At 64.2% G+C, this 17458-nt stretch carries 16 protein-coding genes, 1 tRNA gene and 1 pseudogene; 7 read left to right on the forward strand and 11 right to left on the reverse strand.

What is annotated here, in order from left to right; translation table 11 throughout:
* Positions 1-184 precede the first annotated feature (184 nt).
* The 4 genes and pseudogenes from AC0L3L_RS00005 to nhaA all read left to right on the forward strand — a co-directional run.
* Positions 185-1144, forward strand: a pseudogene (locus AC0L3L_RS00005) (ATP-dependent helicase C-terminal domain-containing protein); the annotation flags it as partial.
* 32 nt (positions 1145-1176) lie between these two features.
* A complete protein-coding gene (locus tag AC0L3L_RS00010) occupies positions 1177-2502 on the forward strand; it encodes an ActS/PrrB/RegB family redox-sensitive histidine kinase (RefSeq protein ID WP_473636099.1) in 1326 nt (441 codons plus the stop codon).
* A gap of 64 nt (positions 2503-2566) precedes the next feature.
* Positions 2567-3130: an ActR/PrrA/RegA family redox response regulator transcription factor gene (locus AC0L3L_RS00015; RefSeq protein ID WP_082982096.1), complete on the forward strand. Its 564-nt coding sequence runs from the start codon at positions 2567-2569 to the stop codon at positions 3128-3130.
* A 183-nt stretch (positions 3131-3313) separates the two neighbouring features.
* Entirely contained in the window at positions 3314-4504 is a 1191-nt protein-coding gene (gene nhaA, locus AC0L3L_RS00020) for a Na+/H+ antiporter NhaA (RefSeq protein WP_473636100.1), read from the forward strand.
* Here the strand turns inward: nhaA and AC0L3L_RS00025 are convergent.
* The 5 genes from AC0L3L_RS00025 to AC0L3L_RS00045 form a co-directional block, all read right to left on the reverse strand.
* The gene (locus tag AC0L3L_RS00025) at positions 4501-5523 is read right to left on the reverse strand and encodes an RNA polymerase subunit sigma-70 (protein WP_473526165.1); all 1023 of its coding nucleotides are present in this window, start codon (positions 5521-5523) and stop codon (positions 4501-4503) included. The genes nhaA and AC0L3L_RS00025 overlap by 4 nt on opposite strands.
* A gap of 42 nt (positions 5524-5565) precedes the next feature.
* Complete coding sequence (locus AC0L3L_RS00030) at positions 5566-6312, reverse strand: SDR family NAD(P)-dependent oxidoreductase (RefSeq protein WP_473636101.1); 747 nt, start codon at positions 6310-6312, stop codon at positions 5566-5568.
* A 185-nt stretch (positions 6313-6497) separates the two neighbouring features.
* Positions 6498-6998, reverse strand: a complete 501-nt coding sequence (locus AC0L3L_RS00035; protein ID WP_473636324.1) for an MmcB family DNA repair protein — start codon at positions 6996-6998, stop codon at positions 6498-6500.
* Positions 6999-7118: 120 nt separating this feature from the next.
* A tRNA-Cys gene (locus AC0L3L_RS00040) sits at positions 7119-7192 on the reverse strand.
* A gap of 96 nt (positions 7193-7288) precedes the next feature.
* Positions 7289-7588, reverse strand: a complete 300-nt coding sequence (locus AC0L3L_RS00045) for a DUF1330 domain-containing protein (protein WP_127317620.1) — start codon at positions 7586-7588, stop codon at positions 7289-7291.
* A 151-nt stretch (positions 7589-7739) separates the two neighbouring features.
* Here AC0L3L_RS00045 and AC0L3L_RS00050 point away from each other — a divergent pair, with 151 nt between their 5' ends.
* Positions 7740-8060, forward strand: a complete 321-nt coding sequence (locus AC0L3L_RS00050) for a GYD domain-containing protein (RefSeq protein WP_473636102.1) — start codon at positions 7740-7742, stop codon at positions 8058-8060.
* 44 nt (positions 8061-8104) lie between these two features.
* On the opposite strand, the gene cueR is transcribed toward AC0L3L_RS00050, so the two are convergent.
* A complete protein-coding gene (gene cueR, locus AC0L3L_RS00055; RefSeq protein WP_473636325.1) occupies positions 8105-8527 on the reverse strand; it encodes a Cu(I)-responsive transcriptional regulator in 423 nt (140 codons plus the stop codon).
* 226 nt (positions 8528-8753) lie between these two features.
* Here cueR and AC0L3L_RS00060 point away from each other — a divergent pair, with 226 nt between their 5' ends.
* Complete coding sequence (locus AC0L3L_RS00060) at positions 8754-9371, forward strand: L,D-transpeptidase (RefSeq protein WP_473636103.1); 618 nt, start codon at positions 8754-8756, stop codon at positions 9369-9371.
* Positions 9372-9484: 113 nt separating this feature from the next.
* On the opposite strand, the gene AC0L3L_RS00065 is transcribed toward AC0L3L_RS00060, so the two are convergent.
* From AC0L3L_RS00065 to trpS, 3 genes are all read right to left on the reverse strand, one after another.
* On the reverse strand, positions 9485-10054 hold the full coding sequence (locus tag AC0L3L_RS00065; protein WP_095493837.1) for a NifU family protein: 570 nt from the start codon (positions 10052-10054) through the stop codon (positions 9485-9487).
* Between the two features lie 271 nt (positions 10055-10325).
* Positions 10326-10817: a universal stress protein gene (locus AC0L3L_RS00070; protein WP_095493836.1), complete on the reverse strand. Its 492-nt coding sequence runs from the start codon at positions 10815-10817 to the stop codon at positions 10326-10328.
* Between the two features lie 134 nt (positions 10818-10951).
* Entirely contained in the window at positions 10952-12064 is a 1113-nt protein-coding gene (gene trpS / locus AC0L3L_RS00075) for a tryptophan--tRNA ligase (protein WP_473636104.1), read from the reverse strand.
* Between the two features lie 425 nt (positions 12065-12489).
* Between trpS and AC0L3L_RS00080 the strand changes: the two genes are divergently transcribed.
* Positions 12490-12651, forward strand: coding sequence for a hypothetical protein (locus tag AC0L3L_RS00080; protein WP_473636105.1), 162 nt, complete (start codon positions 12490-12492; stop codon positions 12649-12651).
* A 45-nt stretch (positions 12652-12696) separates the two neighbouring features.
* On the opposite strand, the gene murJ is transcribed toward AC0L3L_RS00080, so the two are convergent.
* Together murJ and AC0L3L_RS00090 are read right to left on the reverse strand one after the other, a co-directional pair.
* Entirely contained in the window at positions 12697-14280 is a 1584-nt protein-coding gene (murJ, locus tag AC0L3L_RS00085; RefSeq protein WP_473636106.1) for a murein biosynthesis integral membrane protein MurJ, read from the reverse strand.
* A 46-nt stretch (positions 14281-14326) separates the two neighbouring features.
* A complete protein-coding gene (locus AC0L3L_RS00090) occupies positions 14327-17128 on the reverse strand; it encodes a [protein-PII] uridylyltransferase (RefSeq protein WP_473636107.1) in 2802 nt (933 codons plus the stop codon).
* Positions 17129-17458 lie beyond the last annotated feature (330 nt).

Genomic DNA, 17458 nt, shown 5'->3' on the forward strand with positions numbered 1-17458 from the left:
GGGGCGGGGGGGGCCCCCCCCCCCCCCCCCCCCCCCCCGCGGGGGGGGGGGGGCGGCCGCGGGGGGGGGGGGGGGGGGCCCCCCCCCCGGGTCGGGCACGCCATCGCCGACCCCACCCCGTCTCCCTCGCCTTGCTGGGCAAGGCTCACTCGCCGACCCTCCCCGCAAGGGGGAGGGTAGCAGCGCCGGCGCGCTCCTCATCCATGCCTGGCCGGACCGCGTCGCCAAGGCGCGCGGCGAGCGCGGCCGTTTCGTGCTGGCCAACGGTTCGGGCGCCATGCTCGACGCCGCCGATCCGCTGGCGGGGGCGGCCTGGCTCGTCGTCGCCGATCTGCAGGGCAAGGCGCAGAACGCCCGCATCACGGCAGCGGCGGCGATAGACGAGGCCGACATTCGCGATTCGCTTGCCGACGAGATCGAGACCAGCCGCGAAACCGGTTTCGACCGCGACAGGCGCGCAGTGCGCGTGCGTGAAACCGTTCGCCTCGGCGCCATCACCCTGTCCGAACGCATGCTGCCGGCGCCGGCCGGCGTCGACGCGGATCGCGCGATCCTTGACGCCTTGCGCGAACACGGCCTGTCGCTTTTGCCGTGGGGCAAGGAAGCGGAAACGTTGCGCCAACGGCTCGGCTGGCTGCATCGCGGCCTCGGCGCGCCCTGGCCCGATGTTTCCGACGCGGCGCTCGTCGACCGCCTCGACGATTGGCTGCTGCCCTTCCTCTCCGGCGCAGCGTCCTTTGCCGCGATCGATCCGGGCGTGCTCTCGGCCGGCCTCATGGCATTGGTGCCGCACGATCTCCAGCGCAGGATCGAGGCACTGGCGCCGACCCATTTCGACGCTCCCTCGGGCAGCCGCGTGCCGATCCGCTATGACGGTGAATGGCCGGTGCTGGCGATCCGCGTCCAGGAGCTGTTTGGTCTCGACCGGCATCCCGCAATCGCCAACGGCACCGTACCGCTGACGCTCGAGCTTTTGTCGCCGGCGCACCGGCCGATCCAGACGACGCGCGACCTGCCCGGGTTCTGGCGCGGCTCCTGGGCCGATGTGCGGGCCGACATGCGTGGCCGCTATCCCCGGCATGTCTGGCCGGAGAACCCGCTTCTCGCCACCGCCACCAGCCGCGCCAAACCGCGGGGGACCTAGCCTTTATCCTTTTCCGGCTATAATCCTTTTCCATGATAAACATCCTGCGGGCGCCCGACTTCCAGCAAAGCCAGCGGCTGCGCCTCAACACGCTCATCAGGCTGCGCTGGCTTGCCATCGTCGGCCAGAGCCTTACGGTTATCGTCGTTGCCTATGGATTGAAGTTCCCGCTGCCCGTCAGCCTCTGCTTCGCGCTGATCGCCTGCTCGGCCTGGATGAACCTGTTGCTGACCTTCCGCTATCCGGCGGCGCATCGGCTGACTCCGCTGCCGGCTTTCGCCATTCTGACTATCGACAGCCTGCAGCTTGCCGGCCTGCTCTATCTGACCGGCGGCCTCACCAATCCGTTTTCAGTGCTAGTGACCGTGCCCGTGGTCATCTCGGCGACGTCGCTGCCGCTGCGCCTGACCGCCATCCTCGGCGCGCTGGTGATGGTGGCGGCGAGCCTGCTGGTCTTCTTCCATCTGCCGCTGCCCTGGTACGAGGGCGCGCCGCTGGAGATGCCGTTCATCTATGTCGCCGGCATGTGGATGGCGGTGTTTTCCTCGATCGCCTTCACCGCGATCTACGCCTTCCGCGTGGCCGAGGAAGCCCGGCTGCTCGCCAACGCGCTTGCCGCCACCGAACTGGTGCTGCAGCGCGAGCAGCATCTGTCGGCGCTGGACGGCCTTGCCGCCGCCGCCGCGCATGAGCTCGGCACGCCGCTTGCCACCATCACGCTTGTCGCCAAGGAGATGGAGAAGGCGCTCCGCGACGATCCGAAATACGGCGAGGACGTGACGCTGCTGCGCTCGCAGAGTGAGCGTTGCCGCGAAATCCTCAAGCGCCTGACCAGCCTGTCTTCCGAGGGCGAGGCGCATCTCTCCCGCATGCCGCTGACTTCGCTGGTCGAGGAGATGACGGCCCCGCACCGCGATTTCGGCATCTCGATCAAGCTTCGCCCCGGCGAGCGCATCGGCCCCGAACCAGTCGGACGGCGCAATCCCGGCGTCATCTACGGCCTCGGCAATCTGGTCGAGAATGCCGTCGATTTTGCCCGCAAGGCCGTCACCGTGCGCTGGAGCTGGAACGAGGCTGCCGTCACCTTCTCGATCACCGACGACGGGCCGGGTTTCCCTCCCGAAATCATCGATCGCATAGGCGAGCCCTATATGTCGACGCGCCAGGGCACCGAGGCCGGCGGCGGCCTGGGACTGGGGCTTTTCATAGCCAAGACATTGCTTGAGCGCTCGGGGGCTACGCTCGATTTCCGCAATTCAAACGAGCCGGGCGAGGGCGCCGTCGTGCAGATATCGTGGCCGCGCAGCGTCTTCCTCAATCCTGAATCGGCTTCAGCCACCATGTTTGACACGGCTTGAATTGGACAATAGCGCTCCAAAACTATATTTGCGTAAAAATCAGGCAGCAGGAATTTAGAAGACGATGAACGGCGACGAAACGATTGGCGCAATGGTTGAAGGCGAGGACACCTCGCTGTTGATCGTCGACGACGACAAGCCGTTCCTCACGCGTCTTGCCCGCGCCATGGAAACCAGGGGTTTCGTGGTCGAGACGGCCGAGAGCGTCGAGGAGGCGGTGGCCAAGGCGCGCGCCAACCCGCCCGCCTATGCCGTGGTCGACATGCGGCTCGCCGACGGCAACGGCCTCGACGTCGTCGCCGCCATCCGCGAGAAGCGCGACGACGCCCGCGCCATCATCCTCACCGGCTATGGCAACATCGCCACCGCGGTGACGGCGGTGAAGCTGGGGGCCATCGACTATCTGTCGAAACCGGCCGATGCCGACGACATTTTCGCGGCCCTTACCCGCACGGCGGGTGAACGCGCCGCACCGCCTGAAAACCCGATGTCGGCCGACCGGGTGCGCTGGGAGCACATCCAGCGCGTCTACGAAATGTGCGATCGCAACGTCTCCGAGACCGCCCGCCGGCTCAACATGCATCGCCGTACGCTGCAGCGGATACTCGCCAAGCGCGCGCCGCGCTGACGCCTGACCGAGCCGAAGGTTCGCGTCGGCGTTTCGCTGGGGATCATGCGCAAAATCAAAGTGCTACAGCGTCCTTTGCCCGCCCTAAAGGATACGCGCTGTAGAGACTTGCCCTGCCATTGGTGTTTGCGCATCATCGCACGAGGCGACACCGGCCCCGCCGGCCGATAGGACGGAGACGACATGCAGGACCAGAAGCCGCGGCCGATCTCCATTTTTCGCGAATTCCTAGCCAGCGAGGCGGCAGGCGGCATCGTCCTGATGGCAGCCGCGGCATTGGCCCTGGTCGTCGCCAATTCGCCGCTGGCCGAAACCTATTTCGATGCCCTTCACGCCTATCTGGGACCCCTCAGCGTATCGCACTGGATCAATGACGGCCTGATGGCCGTGTTCTTCCTGCTGGTCGGCCTGGAGATCAAGCGCGAGATGCTGGACGGCCAGCTCTCGACCTGGCCACGCCGCGCCCTGCCCGGCATCGCCGCTGCCGGCGGCATGCTGGTGCCAGCACTTGTCTATGTCGCCGTCAACCGGGACAACCCAGCCGCTCTGTCCGGCTGGGCGATCCCGACCGCCACCGACATCGCGTTTGCGCTTGGCGTGCTGTCGCTGCTCGGCAGCCGCGTGCCGGGGTCGCTGAAGGTATTCCTCACCGCGCTCGCCATCATCGACGACCTTGGCGCCGTGATGATCATCGCGGTGTTCTACACGAGCGGCCTGTCGCTCGCCTATCTCGGCGCTGCCTTCGCCGTCATCGCTCTACTCGTCGTTCTCAACCGCATGAAGGTGCTGACGCTGCTGCCCTATCTGTTGCTTGGTGTCGTCCTGTGGGTGCTGGTGCTGAAATCGGGCGTCCATGCCACGCTCGCCGGCGTGGCGCTGGCCCTGACCATACCTTTGAAAATCACCCCGGGCATCAGCCAAGACTCAGACCATTCACCACTGCACCGGCTTGAGCACGGTCTGCACAGGATAGTGCCGTTCGTCGTCGTCCCGATCTTCGGCTTCGCCAATGCCGGCGTCTCGCTCGCCGGCCTGAGCGCAGCCACCCTGATCGAGCCGCTGACGCTGGGCGTCGCCGCCGGCCTCGTCGCCGGCAAGCTGGTCGGCGTGTTCGGTTCTTCCGCGCTTGCCATCCGGCTCGGCCTTGCCGATCTGCCGGTCAATGCCGGCTGGCTGCACATGGTCGGCATTTCGCTGCTCTGCGGCATCGGCTTCACCATGAGCCTGTTCATCGGCCTGCTCGCCTTTGCCAGCAACGTCGAGCTGCAGGACGCGGTCAAGGTCGGCATCCTGGCCGGCTCCTTCATCGCCGCGATCCTCGGCGCCGCCGTGCTGCTGATCGCGCCGGCGGCGGGCGAGGCGGAAGCGGACTAGACCGGCGGCAGGCCGAAGGCTGCAAACAGTTCGGGCCCGAGCGGCGGTACATAGATCGTCAGGGAAACGATTTTGCGGTCGGCGGGCTCAATGACATGCAGCGAGTGGGGTCGCCATACACGGTCACGATGGTCCAGTGCATAGACCCCGACAGCGGGCTGGCCGTTGGCTCGGGTGGCCACCGTGCGATAGCCGGCAAAATTGCCCCACACGGTCTCGATGAAATCGCGGATCGCCTTGCGCCCTTGGTACCATTCCCGCCATGGCGGCATGTGGTAGGTGGCGTCCTCCCTCAAGAGTTCGATGAAGCCGTCGAGGTTGGCGGTCTGCCAGGCACGCATGTAGCGTTCGAGCAGCAGGCCCTCCTCCGGACTGGACCGTGACCGCTGCACGGGGCGTCCCTGAGGGTATCGCTCGCCAAGCGTTGCGCGGGCCCGCTGCAAGGCGCTGTTGATCGAAGCGGCCGATCCACCCAGCAATTGCGCCGTCTCGACCGCAGACCACCCCAGCACGTCGCAAAGCAACAGGGCGGCCCGCTGCCTGGGCGGCAGAAGCTGGATCGCCGCGACGAAGGCAAGTTGCACCGCTTCACGGGTCTCGTAGCGCGCTTCCGGGCCGGGCTCGCCGTCAACGAGGTCCGGAAGCTCGGCGTCCGGATAGGGCTCCAGCCAGGTGAGCTCGGCAGGCCCGCCGACGGCCCGCCCGTTGGAGGGCGGCCGTTCGGGTTGCTGGAGAATGCGATGCGCCGTCGACCTCGCCTTGATGGCGTTGAGGCAGCTATTGGTGGCGATTGTGTAGAGCCAGCCGCGAACCGAGCCTCGTCCGTCGAACTGCGACCGTGCGCGCCACGCCCGCAGGAAAGTGTCCTGCACGAGGTCGTCCGCCTCGTGCAACGAGCCCATCATCCGGTAGCAGTGGAGCTTAAGCTCGCGGCGATGAGCCACTGTCAAGCGCTCGAAGGCCAGCCGATCGAGGACCGGCAGGCCCAATGGCTCAACAGGGCCAGGAGCGTCTGTCATAGGAAGCCCGCGGTGCTGAAGTCGGCTGGCATCCTGCGCGCCTCATGCCGCCGCCGCAAGTCCGCTGCCGCTCACCACGAAGGAGCAGCCCTGCGCTTGGCCGGTGGCGAGCGCGACTACAGCCCGTGCGACATCGGCCGGCGTCTGCATGTCGGTCATGCCCGCCAGGAAGTCCGCCGGGCTAATGCCCATATAGGCCGAAATGCCGTCGATGCCGCGATCGCCGACGCCGGTGCCCGGCATGATGCGCGCCGGCGAAAGCGCCATGAAACGCAGGCCGAAACCAAGTCGGTCCGATTCCTTCTGGCTATGACCGGCGAGGAACAACTGCATGCGTTTTGCGCCGGCATAGCCGCCAGAGTTCGGCGGCCCGCCGCTGAATGCCGCGCCGCTGGAGATCAGAACCACCCGGCTCCCCGGCTTGAGCCGACCCTGGAGTGCCGCCTTGCAGAACAGGAACGATGCCTTGACGTCCATTTCCCAGTTTGCCGAGAAGTCCTCCCAGCTCTGTTCCTGGACGGGCGCGGACGGAGCGAGGGCGCCGGCGCAGATCACTAGGACGTCTGGTTCAAGCGCGGCGAAAACCGCATCGGGTGCGGTCTCTTTGGTGGCGTCGACCGCCAGCGTCTTCACACGTGACGTCTCCCGGGAGAGCTGTTTCAGGGCTTCTGTGCCACGAGCAACTGCAAGCACTGTTGCCCCTTCGCCAAGCGCGGCTTCCACGATCGAGCGGCCGACATCCCGGCTTCCTCCGATGACGACGACATTCTGACCTTGTAACGATCCCATGGATCACCTCTCTTTCCGCCACCGGACCATTCCAGCGCCTATTGATCAGGACAGCGCAGGCAGGCGGAAATCATCGGTGCAAGATCAAAAATCATCTCGAGGGGATCGGCAGGCCCGCAGAAAGGCACGGTCCGATGCCAACGCTGGGTGGCGACGTGCGAGGCTTGTCGCCGACCGGCGCACTCCTATTCGCTTTCACCGTCCAGCGCTGGCACCGCCACACCGGCGAGTTCCGCCGCGAGCAGCCGCGATGCACCCGCTCGCGCGATCCTCAGCATCAGCGCCTTGCGCGTTGCCGCGGCCATGCGGTGCTCGGGCGCATCGCGCAGGATTTCGGCGCCGTAGCCGTCGGAGAGGATAAAGCCGCATTCCTGCGGAAAGATCTCCGAGGGCACGCCGGGATGCGTGGCAAAGAAGAAGCGGTCGGAGTGCAGCCGGTAATCCGGCCATTTGCGGTCGACCCTGAAATCCTCGATCGAGGATTTGATCTCGATGATCCAGATGTCACCCTGGCGGGTCAGCGCGACGAGGTCGGCACGGCGCCCGGTCGCCAGCGACAGCTCGGGCAGCACATGCGCGCCCATCTCCTTGAGCAGCCGCTGCACGCCGCGCCTGACCAGCATCGCGCGTTCCGACTGGCGGCCGTCGATCAGGGGATTGAGGGGTACAGGTGAGATGATTGGCATGGCGGCACCATGCCAGATTCTGTTCACGGTTTGAACCCGTTTTCTTTCGGCGATTATCTGGCTGACAAACCCACCGGAAAATAATGCAACAGCGGAACAGATCAGCGCCAGTGGGCTGGCTGGAGGTCTGAGTAGGAATTGAACCCACTACGTCGGTTTTGCTGACCGATGCGTCACCGTCCCGCCCTCAGACCTTGGTGCCTCTATGCCTAATCCATCAGCGCTTAGTCAACCTGTCGACGCCCGCCCGGCCTTTCTCTGGGCGATTATCCGGTTAACAAACCCGGCCTTCAACCAACGGGGATCACGCCCTCCAGAGCAATGATCCTCGTCTTTGCGCAGCGTTCACGGATAGCTTTGAGCCGGCTGTACTCTGGAGAGCCGTACCATGCCATGAGGGAGGCCATGTCCGGAAACTCGACAATGACCAGGCGATGAGGTTCCCAATCGCCTTCCAGCACTTTGGTGGCTCCGCCACGAGCGATGTACCGTCCCCCATAGCGCGCTTCGGTTGCTGGCACATCCCGGCGGTATTCCTCGAAAACGGCGGCATCGGTTATGTCTACATCAGCAATGAGATACGCTGCCATTGGCCTTACTCCCTGAAGAAAGCCAGTGAAGCACCTCCATTAGCGGCCCCGCAACTAAGCCAGCGGTACTACGCCTCGGAAACGACTCGCCTCTCCCTGTATCGGGCGCTTTACTACATTCGTTGGGGACAGCTCTGGGAGGAGACGAACCATGCCGATGTATCTCACGCAATTCGGCTATACGCCCGAAACCTGGGCGCGCTTGATCGAAAACCCCGAGGATCGACGCGAGGCGGACTACATCGAATCGGTGGGCGGAAAGCTACACGGGTTCTGGTACGCCTTCGGAGAGCACGATGGCTGGAATCTATGGGAGGCTCCAGACAACGTTTCGATGGCATCTGTCATGCTGGCTATCGGTGCGGGCGGGGCGCTCAGCTCGTATGAGACCACCGTCCTCCTAAGCGTCGAAGAGACGATGCAAGCGCTTGGGAAGGCAAAGTCGATCCGGTATCGCCCGCCGGGGTCGTAAGGGCCGCCCGTTTGCGGCCTCGCGGAGTGTCGGAGGCTAGTCGCTCACGCCGCCGCGGAAGCGATTTTATCTCCAGCCTGCGCAGCCCCCGCAATATCGTCCAGGATCGGGCAGTCCGGCCGGTCGTCGCCGTGGCAGGCATGGATCAGCTTCTGCAGGGTCGAGCGCATCGACTGCAGCTCGCGCACCTTCTCCTCGATTGCACTCACATGCGCGGCGGCGATCTCGCGCACGTCATGGCTGGCGCGGCTGCGGTCCTGATAGAGCGCCATCAGCTGGCGGCAGTCGTCGATCGAAAAGCCGAGATTGCGCGCGCGGCGCAGGAAAGTCAGCCGGTGGATGTCGTCGCCGCAATAGTCGCGGTAGCCGTTGCCGGCGCGCTGCGGCCGGATCAGGCCGATCTCCTCATAGTAGCGAATGGTCTTGGCCGGCAGGCCGGAACGCTGGGCGGCATCTCCGACATTCATGATGAGTTCCTTGACTTCCGGCGGCTTGGCAGGCCGCCCCATTGAATTTCCTACATAATCTTATGATCGCCGTTGCCGAAAAGCCACAGTTGCCGACTTACCGGCATGTAAGCCCCTGCATATAGGCATCGCCCGCTTGGCAAGCAAAGCAAATGCCAGCATGAATGATGGCGACAAAGCGGCCGTCTCGAGCCGCTCTATTTCGGGCGGGGCATCGGACCTTTTCATGCGCATGAAGTCATTCGCAATCGTCGCCGCACTTGCGCTGTCGACGGCTATTGCTGGTTGCAGCACCATCGGCTCGCAGATATTCACCAACAACTATGGCCCGATGACCGATGCGGGCTATCAACTGCCGCGCATTCCGATCGAAAAGGTGCCGTTCAAGTACCGCCGGCAGGTCGTTAGCTACGACACCCATGAAAAGCCGGGCACCATCGTCGTCGATACGCAGAACAAGTTTCTCTATTATGTCATGGGCGGCGGCGAGGCGATGCGTTACGGGATCGGCGTCGGCCGCGAGGGTTTTGAATGGCGCGGCACCGCCCGTATCGCGGCGAAGCGCGAATGGCCGACCTGGACGCCGCCTTCGGCGATGATCAAGCGCCAGCCGGAGCTCGCCAAGTTTGCCGGCGGCATGGAGCCGGGATTGACCAACCCACTCGGCGCGCGCGCCCTGTATCTGTTCAACAAGGGCGGCGATTCGGGCTACCGGCTGCATGGCAGCCCGGAGTGGAACTCGATCGGCAAGGCGATGTCGTCGGGCTGCATCCGGCTGATGAATCAAGACATTATCGACCTTTACGACCGCACCTCGGTCGGCGCCAAGGTTATCGTTCTCTAGAGCTCATACGCGGACCGTCTAGGCAACAACTGACGTCCCAAAACAGAAAACCGGGCACTTTGGCCCGGTTTTTTGTTGTCGCGCGACAGGCGAATTGACGTTTTTTTGAGTCGTTAAGAGACCTGTTCGACCTGCTGCACCTCGGGCACAAAATGCCGGAGCAGGTTCTGGATGCCGTGCTTCAGCGTCGCCGTCGATGACGGGCAGCCGGCGCAGGCGCCCTTCATGTGCAGGAACACGGTGCCGTTCTCGAAGCCGCGGAAGGTGATGTCGCCACCGTCCTGGGCGACGGCGGGGCGCACCCGCGTATCAAGCAGCTCCTTGATGGTGATGACCAGTTCCTCGTCGGCCTTGTCGTAGAATTCGCCGGTCTGGCTGGTCTCGGCGGCGGGGCCGGCCTTGGCCATCACCGGCGCGCCGGACATGAAGTGTTCCATGATGGCGCCGAGGATCGCCGGCTTCAGATGCTGCCAATCGGGGCCGTCCTTGGTCACGGTGACGAAATCATAGCCGAAGAAGACGCCGGTGACGCCGGGGATCTCGAACAGCCGGCCGGCCAGCGGCGAAGCCGTAGCGGCGCTGTCGGCATCGCGGAAATCGGCGGTGCCTTCGACAAGCACTTCCTTGCCGGGCAGGAACTTCAATGTCGCCGGATTTGGCGTCGATTCGGTCTGGATGAACATGGACGTCTCCGTGCCCATTCGGGCAGATAGTTTGGAATAATTCTAAATAGGCCTTATCGGCAGGACATTCAAGCGAAAGCCATCGCCGGAACGGCTGGCTGGGAGAATGTTTTTGCGGTCTTCTGCAACATACTTTGAGGTGTGTTGAGATTCAGGTCAGGCCGAGCCGAAAAATCACGCTTTCCGAGAACCGGAGCGGAGCGTACTTTTGGGTACGGAAGCGCAGGAAACGGCCGTTCGCAGGCCGACCTCACCTGAATATCAGCACACTTCACGCCAGGCTGTCGATTTCTTCGTCCGACAGGTTCTGCGGCACCACCGTCACCGGGATCGGGAAGGCGGCGCCCTTGCCGGCGACCGCGCCGACCAGCGGACCCGGCCCCTCCTTGCCGGCGCCGGCCGCCAGCACGAGGATGGCAATATCCTGGTCTTCCTCGATCAATTTGTGGATCTCTTCGGTCGGCTTGCCTTCGCGCACCACCAGTTCCGGCTCGATGCCGAGTTTCTGGCGCACCTTGTTCGCGTACGCATCAAGCGCCGCCCGCGCGGTGGCGGTGGCCTCCTCGCGCATGATCTTCTCGACACCCAGCCAATGCTGGAAATCGTCGGGCTCGATCACATAGAGCAGCACCAGCACGCCGTTGGTGCTCTGCGCGCGTTTCGAGGCGTAGACGACGGCCCGCTCGCATTCGGGCGTGTCGTCGATGATCGCCAAGAACTTGCGGCGATGGCCGGCTTCTCGGCTGAGGCGTTTGGAGACCATATTCACCCTGTTCGATGGTTTCGGTCGCAATCTGCCACCGCCACAGCCCGGCCGCAAGCGACCGGCGGATGTAGCGATGTCGGTGCGTCAGTGCGTCTTTTGCGCGTCCAAATGGACGCGCGGCACTGTAAGGTTCAGCTTTGCAGCAGGCCGATGATGTCGCGCACGGTCTTCATCGTCGCCTCGGCCAAGGCGCCGGCCCGCTCGCCGCCGTCCCTGAGCACCGCGTCGACATAGGCGCGATCATCGGAAATGCGGCGCATTTCGCCGGCGACCGGCGCCAGCTTTTCCACGGCAAGGTCGGCCAGCGCCGGCTTGAACACCGAAAATTGCTGGCCGCCGAACTCTTTCAGCACCGCCTCCTTCGATATCTCGGCGAGACCTGCATAGATGCCGACGAGGTTTTCGGCTTCGGGCCGGCTGGCCAGGCCGTCCAATTCCCCGGGCAACGCCTCGGGGTCGGTCTTGGCCTTGCGGATCTTCTTGGAGATGGTGTCGGCATCGTCGGTCAGATTGATGCGCGACAGGTCCGACGGATCCGACTTCGACATCTTCTTCGAGCCGTCGCGCAGCGACATGATGCGCGCCGCCGGTCCGCCGATGATCGGTTCTGTCAGCGGGAAATAGCCGTTCACCGTCTCTTCGCCGACCTTCATCTCGACGCCGACGCCAAGGCCGGCGATGCGGTCCGAGAAGTCGTTGTTGAATTTTTGCGCGATGTCGCGTGTCAGCTCCAGATGCTGCTTCTGGTCATCGCCGACCGGCACGTGGGTGGCACGGTAGACGAGGATGTCGGCCGCCATCAGGCTCGGATAAGCGAGCAGCCCAAGCGAGGCGTTCTCGCGATCCTTGCCGGCCTTGTCCTTGAACTGCGTCATCCGGTTCATCCAGCCGATGCGGGCCACGCAGTTGAAGATCCAGGCGAGCTCGGCGTGCTGCATGACCCGCGACTGGTTGAAGACGATGTGCTTGTTCGGGTCGATGCCGGAGGCGAGGAACGCCGCGGTGATTGAGCGCGTCTGGTCCCTGAGATCGTCATGGACGAGCTGCGCGGTCAGCGAATGCAGGTCGACGACGCAATAGATGCAATCGGAGGTGTCCTGCAGGGCGACGAATTTCTTGATGGCGCCGAGATAGTTGCCGAGATGCAGATTGCCGGTCGGCTGGACGCCGGAAAAGACGAGTGGCTTGAAGGCAGGCTGATTTAAGGCGGGCTGATTGAACACGGGCCGATTGGAGTCAGTCATGGGATTTCCCTGGCTTGTGGAGGGCCGTTTCGCGCGCGGCGAAAGTCTTTCGACGGCGCGCTTATGGACGAGAGCGGGGAGCGGATCAAGAGCCTGTAGGCGATCGCGGCAAAGCAATTGCTTCAGGTCGGATTGCTTGTTCGATGTTGTTGGCGCCGCGCCTATAGCGCCTGTCTCGGCTTGACAGGTCGGCGCCGCCCCTCATTGTCCTGCCGGACATTTCTCCCCGTATAGAGACGGGGAGAAAGACGCGTCATCGACGGTTTCGCCAACGACAAGCGTTGCAGGAAGGGCGCCGAGGGGCGGTCAGCTTCTTTCTCCCCGTTTACGGGGAGAAATGCCCGGCAGGGCAATGAGGGGCAGCGCCGACATCGATATGTATGATAGGGTGGAACATATTCTGCAAACGATCTGACGAGAAATGGATGACCATTTCCAACGAGAAAGCTTTGGAGCGCCGACATGGCCGCGAGACGCTGTTGGAGACAGCGGCGCGACTTCGGGCCGAATTCGGGATCGAACTTAGCAAGCAGGCACGTAAGCCGCTGCCGCGCCCGGTCTATGACGAATTGTCCGGCGAAGACTGATGCTTGTCGACCGGATCGCTACGGTTAGGTTTACGGATCTGGAGACTATTCCCTAGTCGAAGGGGAGCCCTTCCGCCTGATATTGCGCCGGATCATGCCGAAATCGGCGCCGCCGATGGCGAAGGCGGTGACGAAATAAAGCAACGCCCCTCCGGCTACCAGCGCGAGAAGCGTCGTAGCCTTGATGACCAGCGGTGAGGCCGAGGCAAGTTGGGTGGCAAACCAGTGCTCGGCGGCATAGAGCGCCGCCCCCATCACCGCCGCCGACAGCACCAGCCGTGGGATGCGTCTCATCAGCGGCACGTCACGGCCCCAATGGCCGCGCCGGATCAGCACGCCGAGCAGCATCAGCGCATTGACCCAGCCGGCGACAGCCGAGGCGACGGCGATGCCCGGCGCGCCCATCGACGGAAACAGCGTCAGCGCGGTGGTGATGTTCACAGCCACCGAGATGGCGGCGAAGATCATCGGCGTGCGCGTGTCCTCGCGGGCGAAATAGCCGGGGGTGAACGCCTTGATCAGCACGAAGGCCGGCAAGCCCAAGCCGAAGATCGCCAGGATTGCCGCCACGATCGGCGTCGAGTTGTTGGCGGCAAACGCCCCGCGTTCGTAGACCAGCCCCACGATCGGCTCCGACATGACCAGCAGTGCCGCCGCCGCCGGCAAGGTCAGGAACAGCGTGAACTCCACCGACCGGTTCTGCAGATTGGCCGCCTCGATCAGATTGCCTGACTTCAGCGCCCGCGACAGTTCGGGCAGAAGCACGATGGCGACGGCAACGCCGACGACGCCGAGCGGCAGCTGGTAGATGCGGTCGGCATAGGCGAGCGACGACACCGCACTGTCCTGCGCCGAGGCGATCGCGGTGCCGATCAGCTGGTTGATCTGGGTGATGCCGCCGGTGATCGCCGCCGGCAGCGCCAGGATCAGCAGCCGCTTGACATTGGGCGTCATCTTTGGCCGGCGGAAACCGATCGAGATGCCGGCATGGCGCACCGCCACCCAGACGATCGCCAGTTGCACCAGCCCCGCCGCCAGCACGCCCCAGGCCAGTGCGAAGCCGACGGTGCGCGCGTCAGATCCCTTGTGCCAGGCATAGGCGAGCACGCCGATCAGGATGATGTTGAGGAACACCGGCGCCACCGCGGCGGCGAAATAGCGGCGCAGCGAATTCAGCATGCCGGCCATCATGGCGCCGAGCGACATGCAGATCAGATAGGGAAACATGATGGTCGCAAGCCTGACCGTCATCTCGAACTTTCCCGGCGTGTCGGCAAAGCCCGGCGCCACCAGGTAGCGCACGATCAGCGGCATCGCCAGTTCCATGGCGATGGTCAGCGCCAGCAGCGCCGTGAACAGCACGCCGAACACCTCTTCCGAAAAGCGCTTGGCGCCATCGATGCCGTGGGTCTCGATCTCCTTGGCGAAGAGCGGCACGAAGGCGGCGTTGAAGGCGCCTTCGGCAAACAGCCGGCGAAAGGTGTTGGGAAACTGGAAGGCGGCGTTGAAGGCGTCGGCTATCGGCCCAGTGCCGAGTGCGGCCGCCATCAGCATCTCACGGCCGAAGCCGAGGGCACGGCTCATCAGCGTGCCGGAAGCGACCGTCGCGAACTTTTTGACAAGGCTCATGCGTCTGGAGACTGCCTGCAGGATTGGGACAAATAAATGGTGGTTATCACTCGGCCGCGGCCTTGGCCTTGCCGCCGCGCTCGGGCACGGTGCCTTCGAGGACCGCGATCAGCCTGTTTTGGATGACGGCCATGCGTGTCGGGCTGTCGATCTTCTGGCCGGTGAGATCGGTGACATAGAAGGTATCGATGACCTTTTCGCCGAAAGTGGTGATGTGTGCCGACGCAATGTCGAGCGACAGGTCGGACAACGCCCCGGTGATCTCGGACAGCAGGCCCGGCCGGTCCAGCCCCTCGACCTCGATCACCGAGAACCGGTTCGACAGCGTGTTGCGGAGTTCGGCGCGCGGCTGGATGCGGAAGACCTTGGCGCCGCGCCGCGGCTTGGTCCGCTTTTCGATCATCTCCGGCAGCCAGCTCTTGCCCGACAGCACGTCCTCGATCAGGCGGCCGACGCGCTCGGCGCGGCGGCGCTCGTCCTCGTCGCGGTCGAATTCCCTCGAGATCAGGATGGTGTCCAGCGCGCGGCCATCGGACGTGGTGAAGATCTGCGCGTCGACGATGTTGCCGCCGGCCGCCACACAGGCGCCGGCAATGACCGACAGCAGGCGCGGATGGTCCTGCGCCAGCACGGTAATCTCGGTCACCGCCTCGAACTGGTGGGTCTTGATCATCGTGGCGAGCTTCTTGCCCGCCGCATCCGCCTCGCGGATGAATTCGGCGTGGCGAAGCTGGTCGGCGAGATCGACCGCCAGCAGATAATTCTCGTAGTGCTTGGTGACATAGCGCTTGCGCGCCTTCTCCGGCCAATCGGCGAGCGCTTCGGCCAGCTTTTCGCGGGCAGCTGCGGTGCGCATCGCACGCGACACCTCCGAAAACCCGCCGGTCAACAGCAATTCGGTCTCGTAGTAGAGCGTGCGCAGCAACTGCCCTTTCCAGCCGTTCCAGACGCCCGGCCCGACGCCCCTGATATCGCAGACGGTGAGGACGAGCAGCAGCTTCAGCCGTTCGACCGACTGCACGGTCGCGGCAAAATCCTCGATCGTCTTGCGGTCATTGAGATCGCGCGTTTGCGCCGTCATCGACATGATCAGATGGTTCTCGACCAGCCAGGCGACTGTTTCGGTGTCGGCGGCCGACAGCCCCATATGCGGGCAGGTGCGCCGCGCGATCCGAGCGCCCGCTTCGGAATGGTCCTCCGGCCGCCCCTTGGCGATGTCGTGCAAAAGCACCGCGACATAGAGCGCCTCGCGGCTTTTCTTCAGCCCCGGCATCAGCGTGTGGGCGAGCGGGTGGATCTTTCCGCCGTCGCCACGCTCGATCTCGGCCAGCACGCCGATACAGCGGATCAAATGCTCGTCCACCGTATAGTGGTGGTACATCGAGAACTGCATCATGGCGACGATCTTGCCGAAATCCGGGATCAGCTTTGCCAGCAGTCCCGCCTCGTTCATGCGCCTGAGATTGAGTTCGGCATTGCGGTCCGACGTCAATATGTCGAGGAACAGCCGGTTGGCTTCCTCGTCGCGCCTGAGCGCCTTGCCGACGAGGCCGAGCGAACGGGTTAGCAGCTTCAGCGCATCGGGGTGAAATTCCAGCCCGTGCTTGTCGGCGAACCAGAACAGCCTCAAGAGATTGACCGGATCGCGCTCGAACACCAGGTCGTCGGCGATGTTGATGCGATGGTTGTCGATAATGAAATCGGACGTGCCGGCAAGCTTGCGCTTGCGGCGCGAGAAGGTGAGGAAGATACGGTTGAAGCCCGGCACATGCTTGGCCTGCTCTTCCTCCAGCGCCGCGCAGAAGATGCGGGTCAGATCGCCGACATCCTTGGCGACGAGGAAGTAATGCTTCATGAAGCGTTCGACCGCCGACAGGCCCGGATGTGTGGTGTAGCCCAGCCGCTCGGCGATCTCGCGCTGGATGTCGAAATGCAGCCGTTCCTCGGCCTTGCCGGTGAGGAAATGCATGTGGCAGCGCACCGCCCACAGGAAGTCCTCGGCCTTCTGGAATTCCCGGTATTCGGTGCCGGTGAAGACGCCCTTGTCGACCAGCTCCTCGCCGGTGCGCACCCGGTAGAAATACTTGCCGATCCAGAACAGCGTCTGCAGGTCGCGCAGGCCGCCCTTGCCGTCCTTGACGTTGGGTTCGACCAGATAGCGGCTTTCGCCGGCCTTGGCATGGCGCTCGTCGCGTTCGGCAAGCTTGGCCTGCACATATTCGGGCCCGGTCGTGCGCACCACCTCGCGGTCAAAGCGCTGCAGGAGCTCGTCATAGAGTTTCTGCTCGCCCCACAGAAAACGCGCCTCCAGGATCGAGGTGCGGATGGTGATGTCGGTGCGCGACAGCCGCAGGCATTCGTCGATGTTGCGGGTGGCGTGGCCGACCTTCAGCCCCAGATCCCACAGCATGTAGAGCATGTATTCGACGATCTGCTCGCCCCATGGCGTCTGCTTGTAGGGCAGCAGGAAGAGGAGATCGATATCGGACCCCGGCGCCAGCGTGCCGCGGCCATAGCCGCCGACCGCGACGACGGCCATGCGTTCGGCCGAAGACGGGTTTTTGACGCGATAGACATGGGTGGCGGCGAAATCGTAGAGCGCGCGGATGATCTCGTCCATGAGATGCGACAGCCGGGCGGCGCAGGCGGTGCCGCTGCCGTCGTCCATCAGCATGCGTTCGGCGATGCTGCGGCCGGCGGCCAGCCTGCCCTTGAGAAGCTGGAGAACACCGGCGCGCGCAGCCTTGCCGGAGCCGTCGCCTGCCGTGGCCGCGGTCAGCGCGGTCATCTCGCAGCGCAAGGCTTCGCCGTCGATCAGTTCATCGAGCTTTAGAGAGATTCTTGCCATAAGTGCCGTTCGGCCTCGCCGTTTCGGCGGCGTCTATAGCGCGTTTTCCCGGCGCTGGGTATGGGGCGGACGGACACGCTCTTCACGGTAGTCCAACGCGATGATCGCCTCCTGCCGCCGCCGGCAGATGGTCGCTTCGTCCAGGAACTGGCCCTGGACGCACAGCGCTGGAACATGCTGATAGATGGTCTTGCTGGACGATGTTGCCAAGCCCAAAAGTGGCGGCGTCCATAGCGTGGATGCGGTTTGGCTGCGGGATTTTTCCGCCCAGGCCCGTCCGGCATGCACCAGGGCAACGAAACGTCGAAATTGGCCCTTGACCTTCCAGTC

This window comes from Mesorhizobium sp. WSM4849 (genome assembly GCF_055811385.1).

Bases quoted from the DNA above. Each gene is read 5' to 3' on its own strand.
- AC0L3L_RS00010 (WP_473636099.1), top strand. From the start codon at position 1,177: ATGATAAACATCCTGCGGGCGCCCGACTTCCAGCAAAGCCAGCGGCTG.
- AC0L3L_RS00015 (WP_082982096.1), top strand. From the start codon at position 2,567: ATGAACGGCGACGAAACGATTGGCGCAATGGTTGAAGGCGAGGACACC.
- nhaA (WP_473636100.1), top strand. From the start codon at position 3,314: ATGCAGGACCAGAAGCCGCGGCCGATCTCCATTTTTCGCGAATTCCTA.
- AC0L3L_RS00025 (WP_473526165.1), bottom strand. From the start codon at position 5,523: ATGACAGACGCTCCTGGCCCTGTTGAGCCATTGGGCCTGCCGGTCCTC.
- AC0L3L_RS00030 (WP_473636101.1), bottom strand. From the start codon at position 6,312: ATGGGATCGTTACAAGGTCAGAATGTCGTCGTCATCGGAGGAAGCCGG.
- AC0L3L_RS00035 (WP_473636324.1), bottom strand. From the start codon at position 6,998: ATGCCAATCATCTCACCTGTACCCCTCAATCCCCTGATCGACGGCCGC.
- AC0L3L_RS00045 (WP_127317620.1), bottom strand. From the start codon at position 7,588: ATGGCAGCGTATCTCATTGCTGATGTAGACATAACCGATGCCGCCGTT.
- AC0L3L_RS00050 (WP_473636102.1), top strand. From the start codon at position 7,740: ATGCCGATGTATCTCACGCAATTCGGCTATACGCCCGAAACCTGGGCG.
- cueR (WP_473636325.1), bottom strand. From the start codon at position 8,527: ATGAATGTCGGAGATGCCGCCCAGCGTTCCGGCCTGCCGGCCAAGACC.
- AC0L3L_RS00060 (WP_473636103.1), top strand. From the start codon at position 8,754: ATGCGCATGAAGTCATTCGCAATCGTCGCCGCACTTGCGCTGTCGACG.
- AC0L3L_RS00065 (WP_095493837.1), bottom strand. From the start codon at position 10,054: ATGTTCATCCAGACCGAATCGACGCCAAATCCGGCGACATTGAAGTTC.
- AC0L3L_RS00070 (WP_095493836.1), bottom strand. From the start codon at position 10,817: ATGGTCTCCAAACGCCTCAGCCGAGAAGCCGGCCATCGCCGCAAGTTC.
- trpS (WP_473636104.1), bottom strand. From the start codon at position 12,064: ATGACTGACTCCAATCGGCCCGTGTTCAATCAGCCCGCCTTAAATCAG.
- AC0L3L_RS00080 (WP_473636105.1), top strand. From the start codon at position 12,490: ATGACCATTTCCAACGAGAAAGCTTTGGAGCGCCGACATGGCCGCGAG.
- murJ (WP_473636106.1), bottom strand. From the start codon at position 14,280: ATGAGCCTTGTCAAAAAGTTCGCGACGGTCGCTTCCGGCACGCTGATG.
- AC0L3L_RS00090 (WP_473636107.1), bottom strand. From the start codon at position 17,128: ATGGCAAGAATCTCTCTAAAGCTCGATGAACTGATCGACGGCGAAGCC.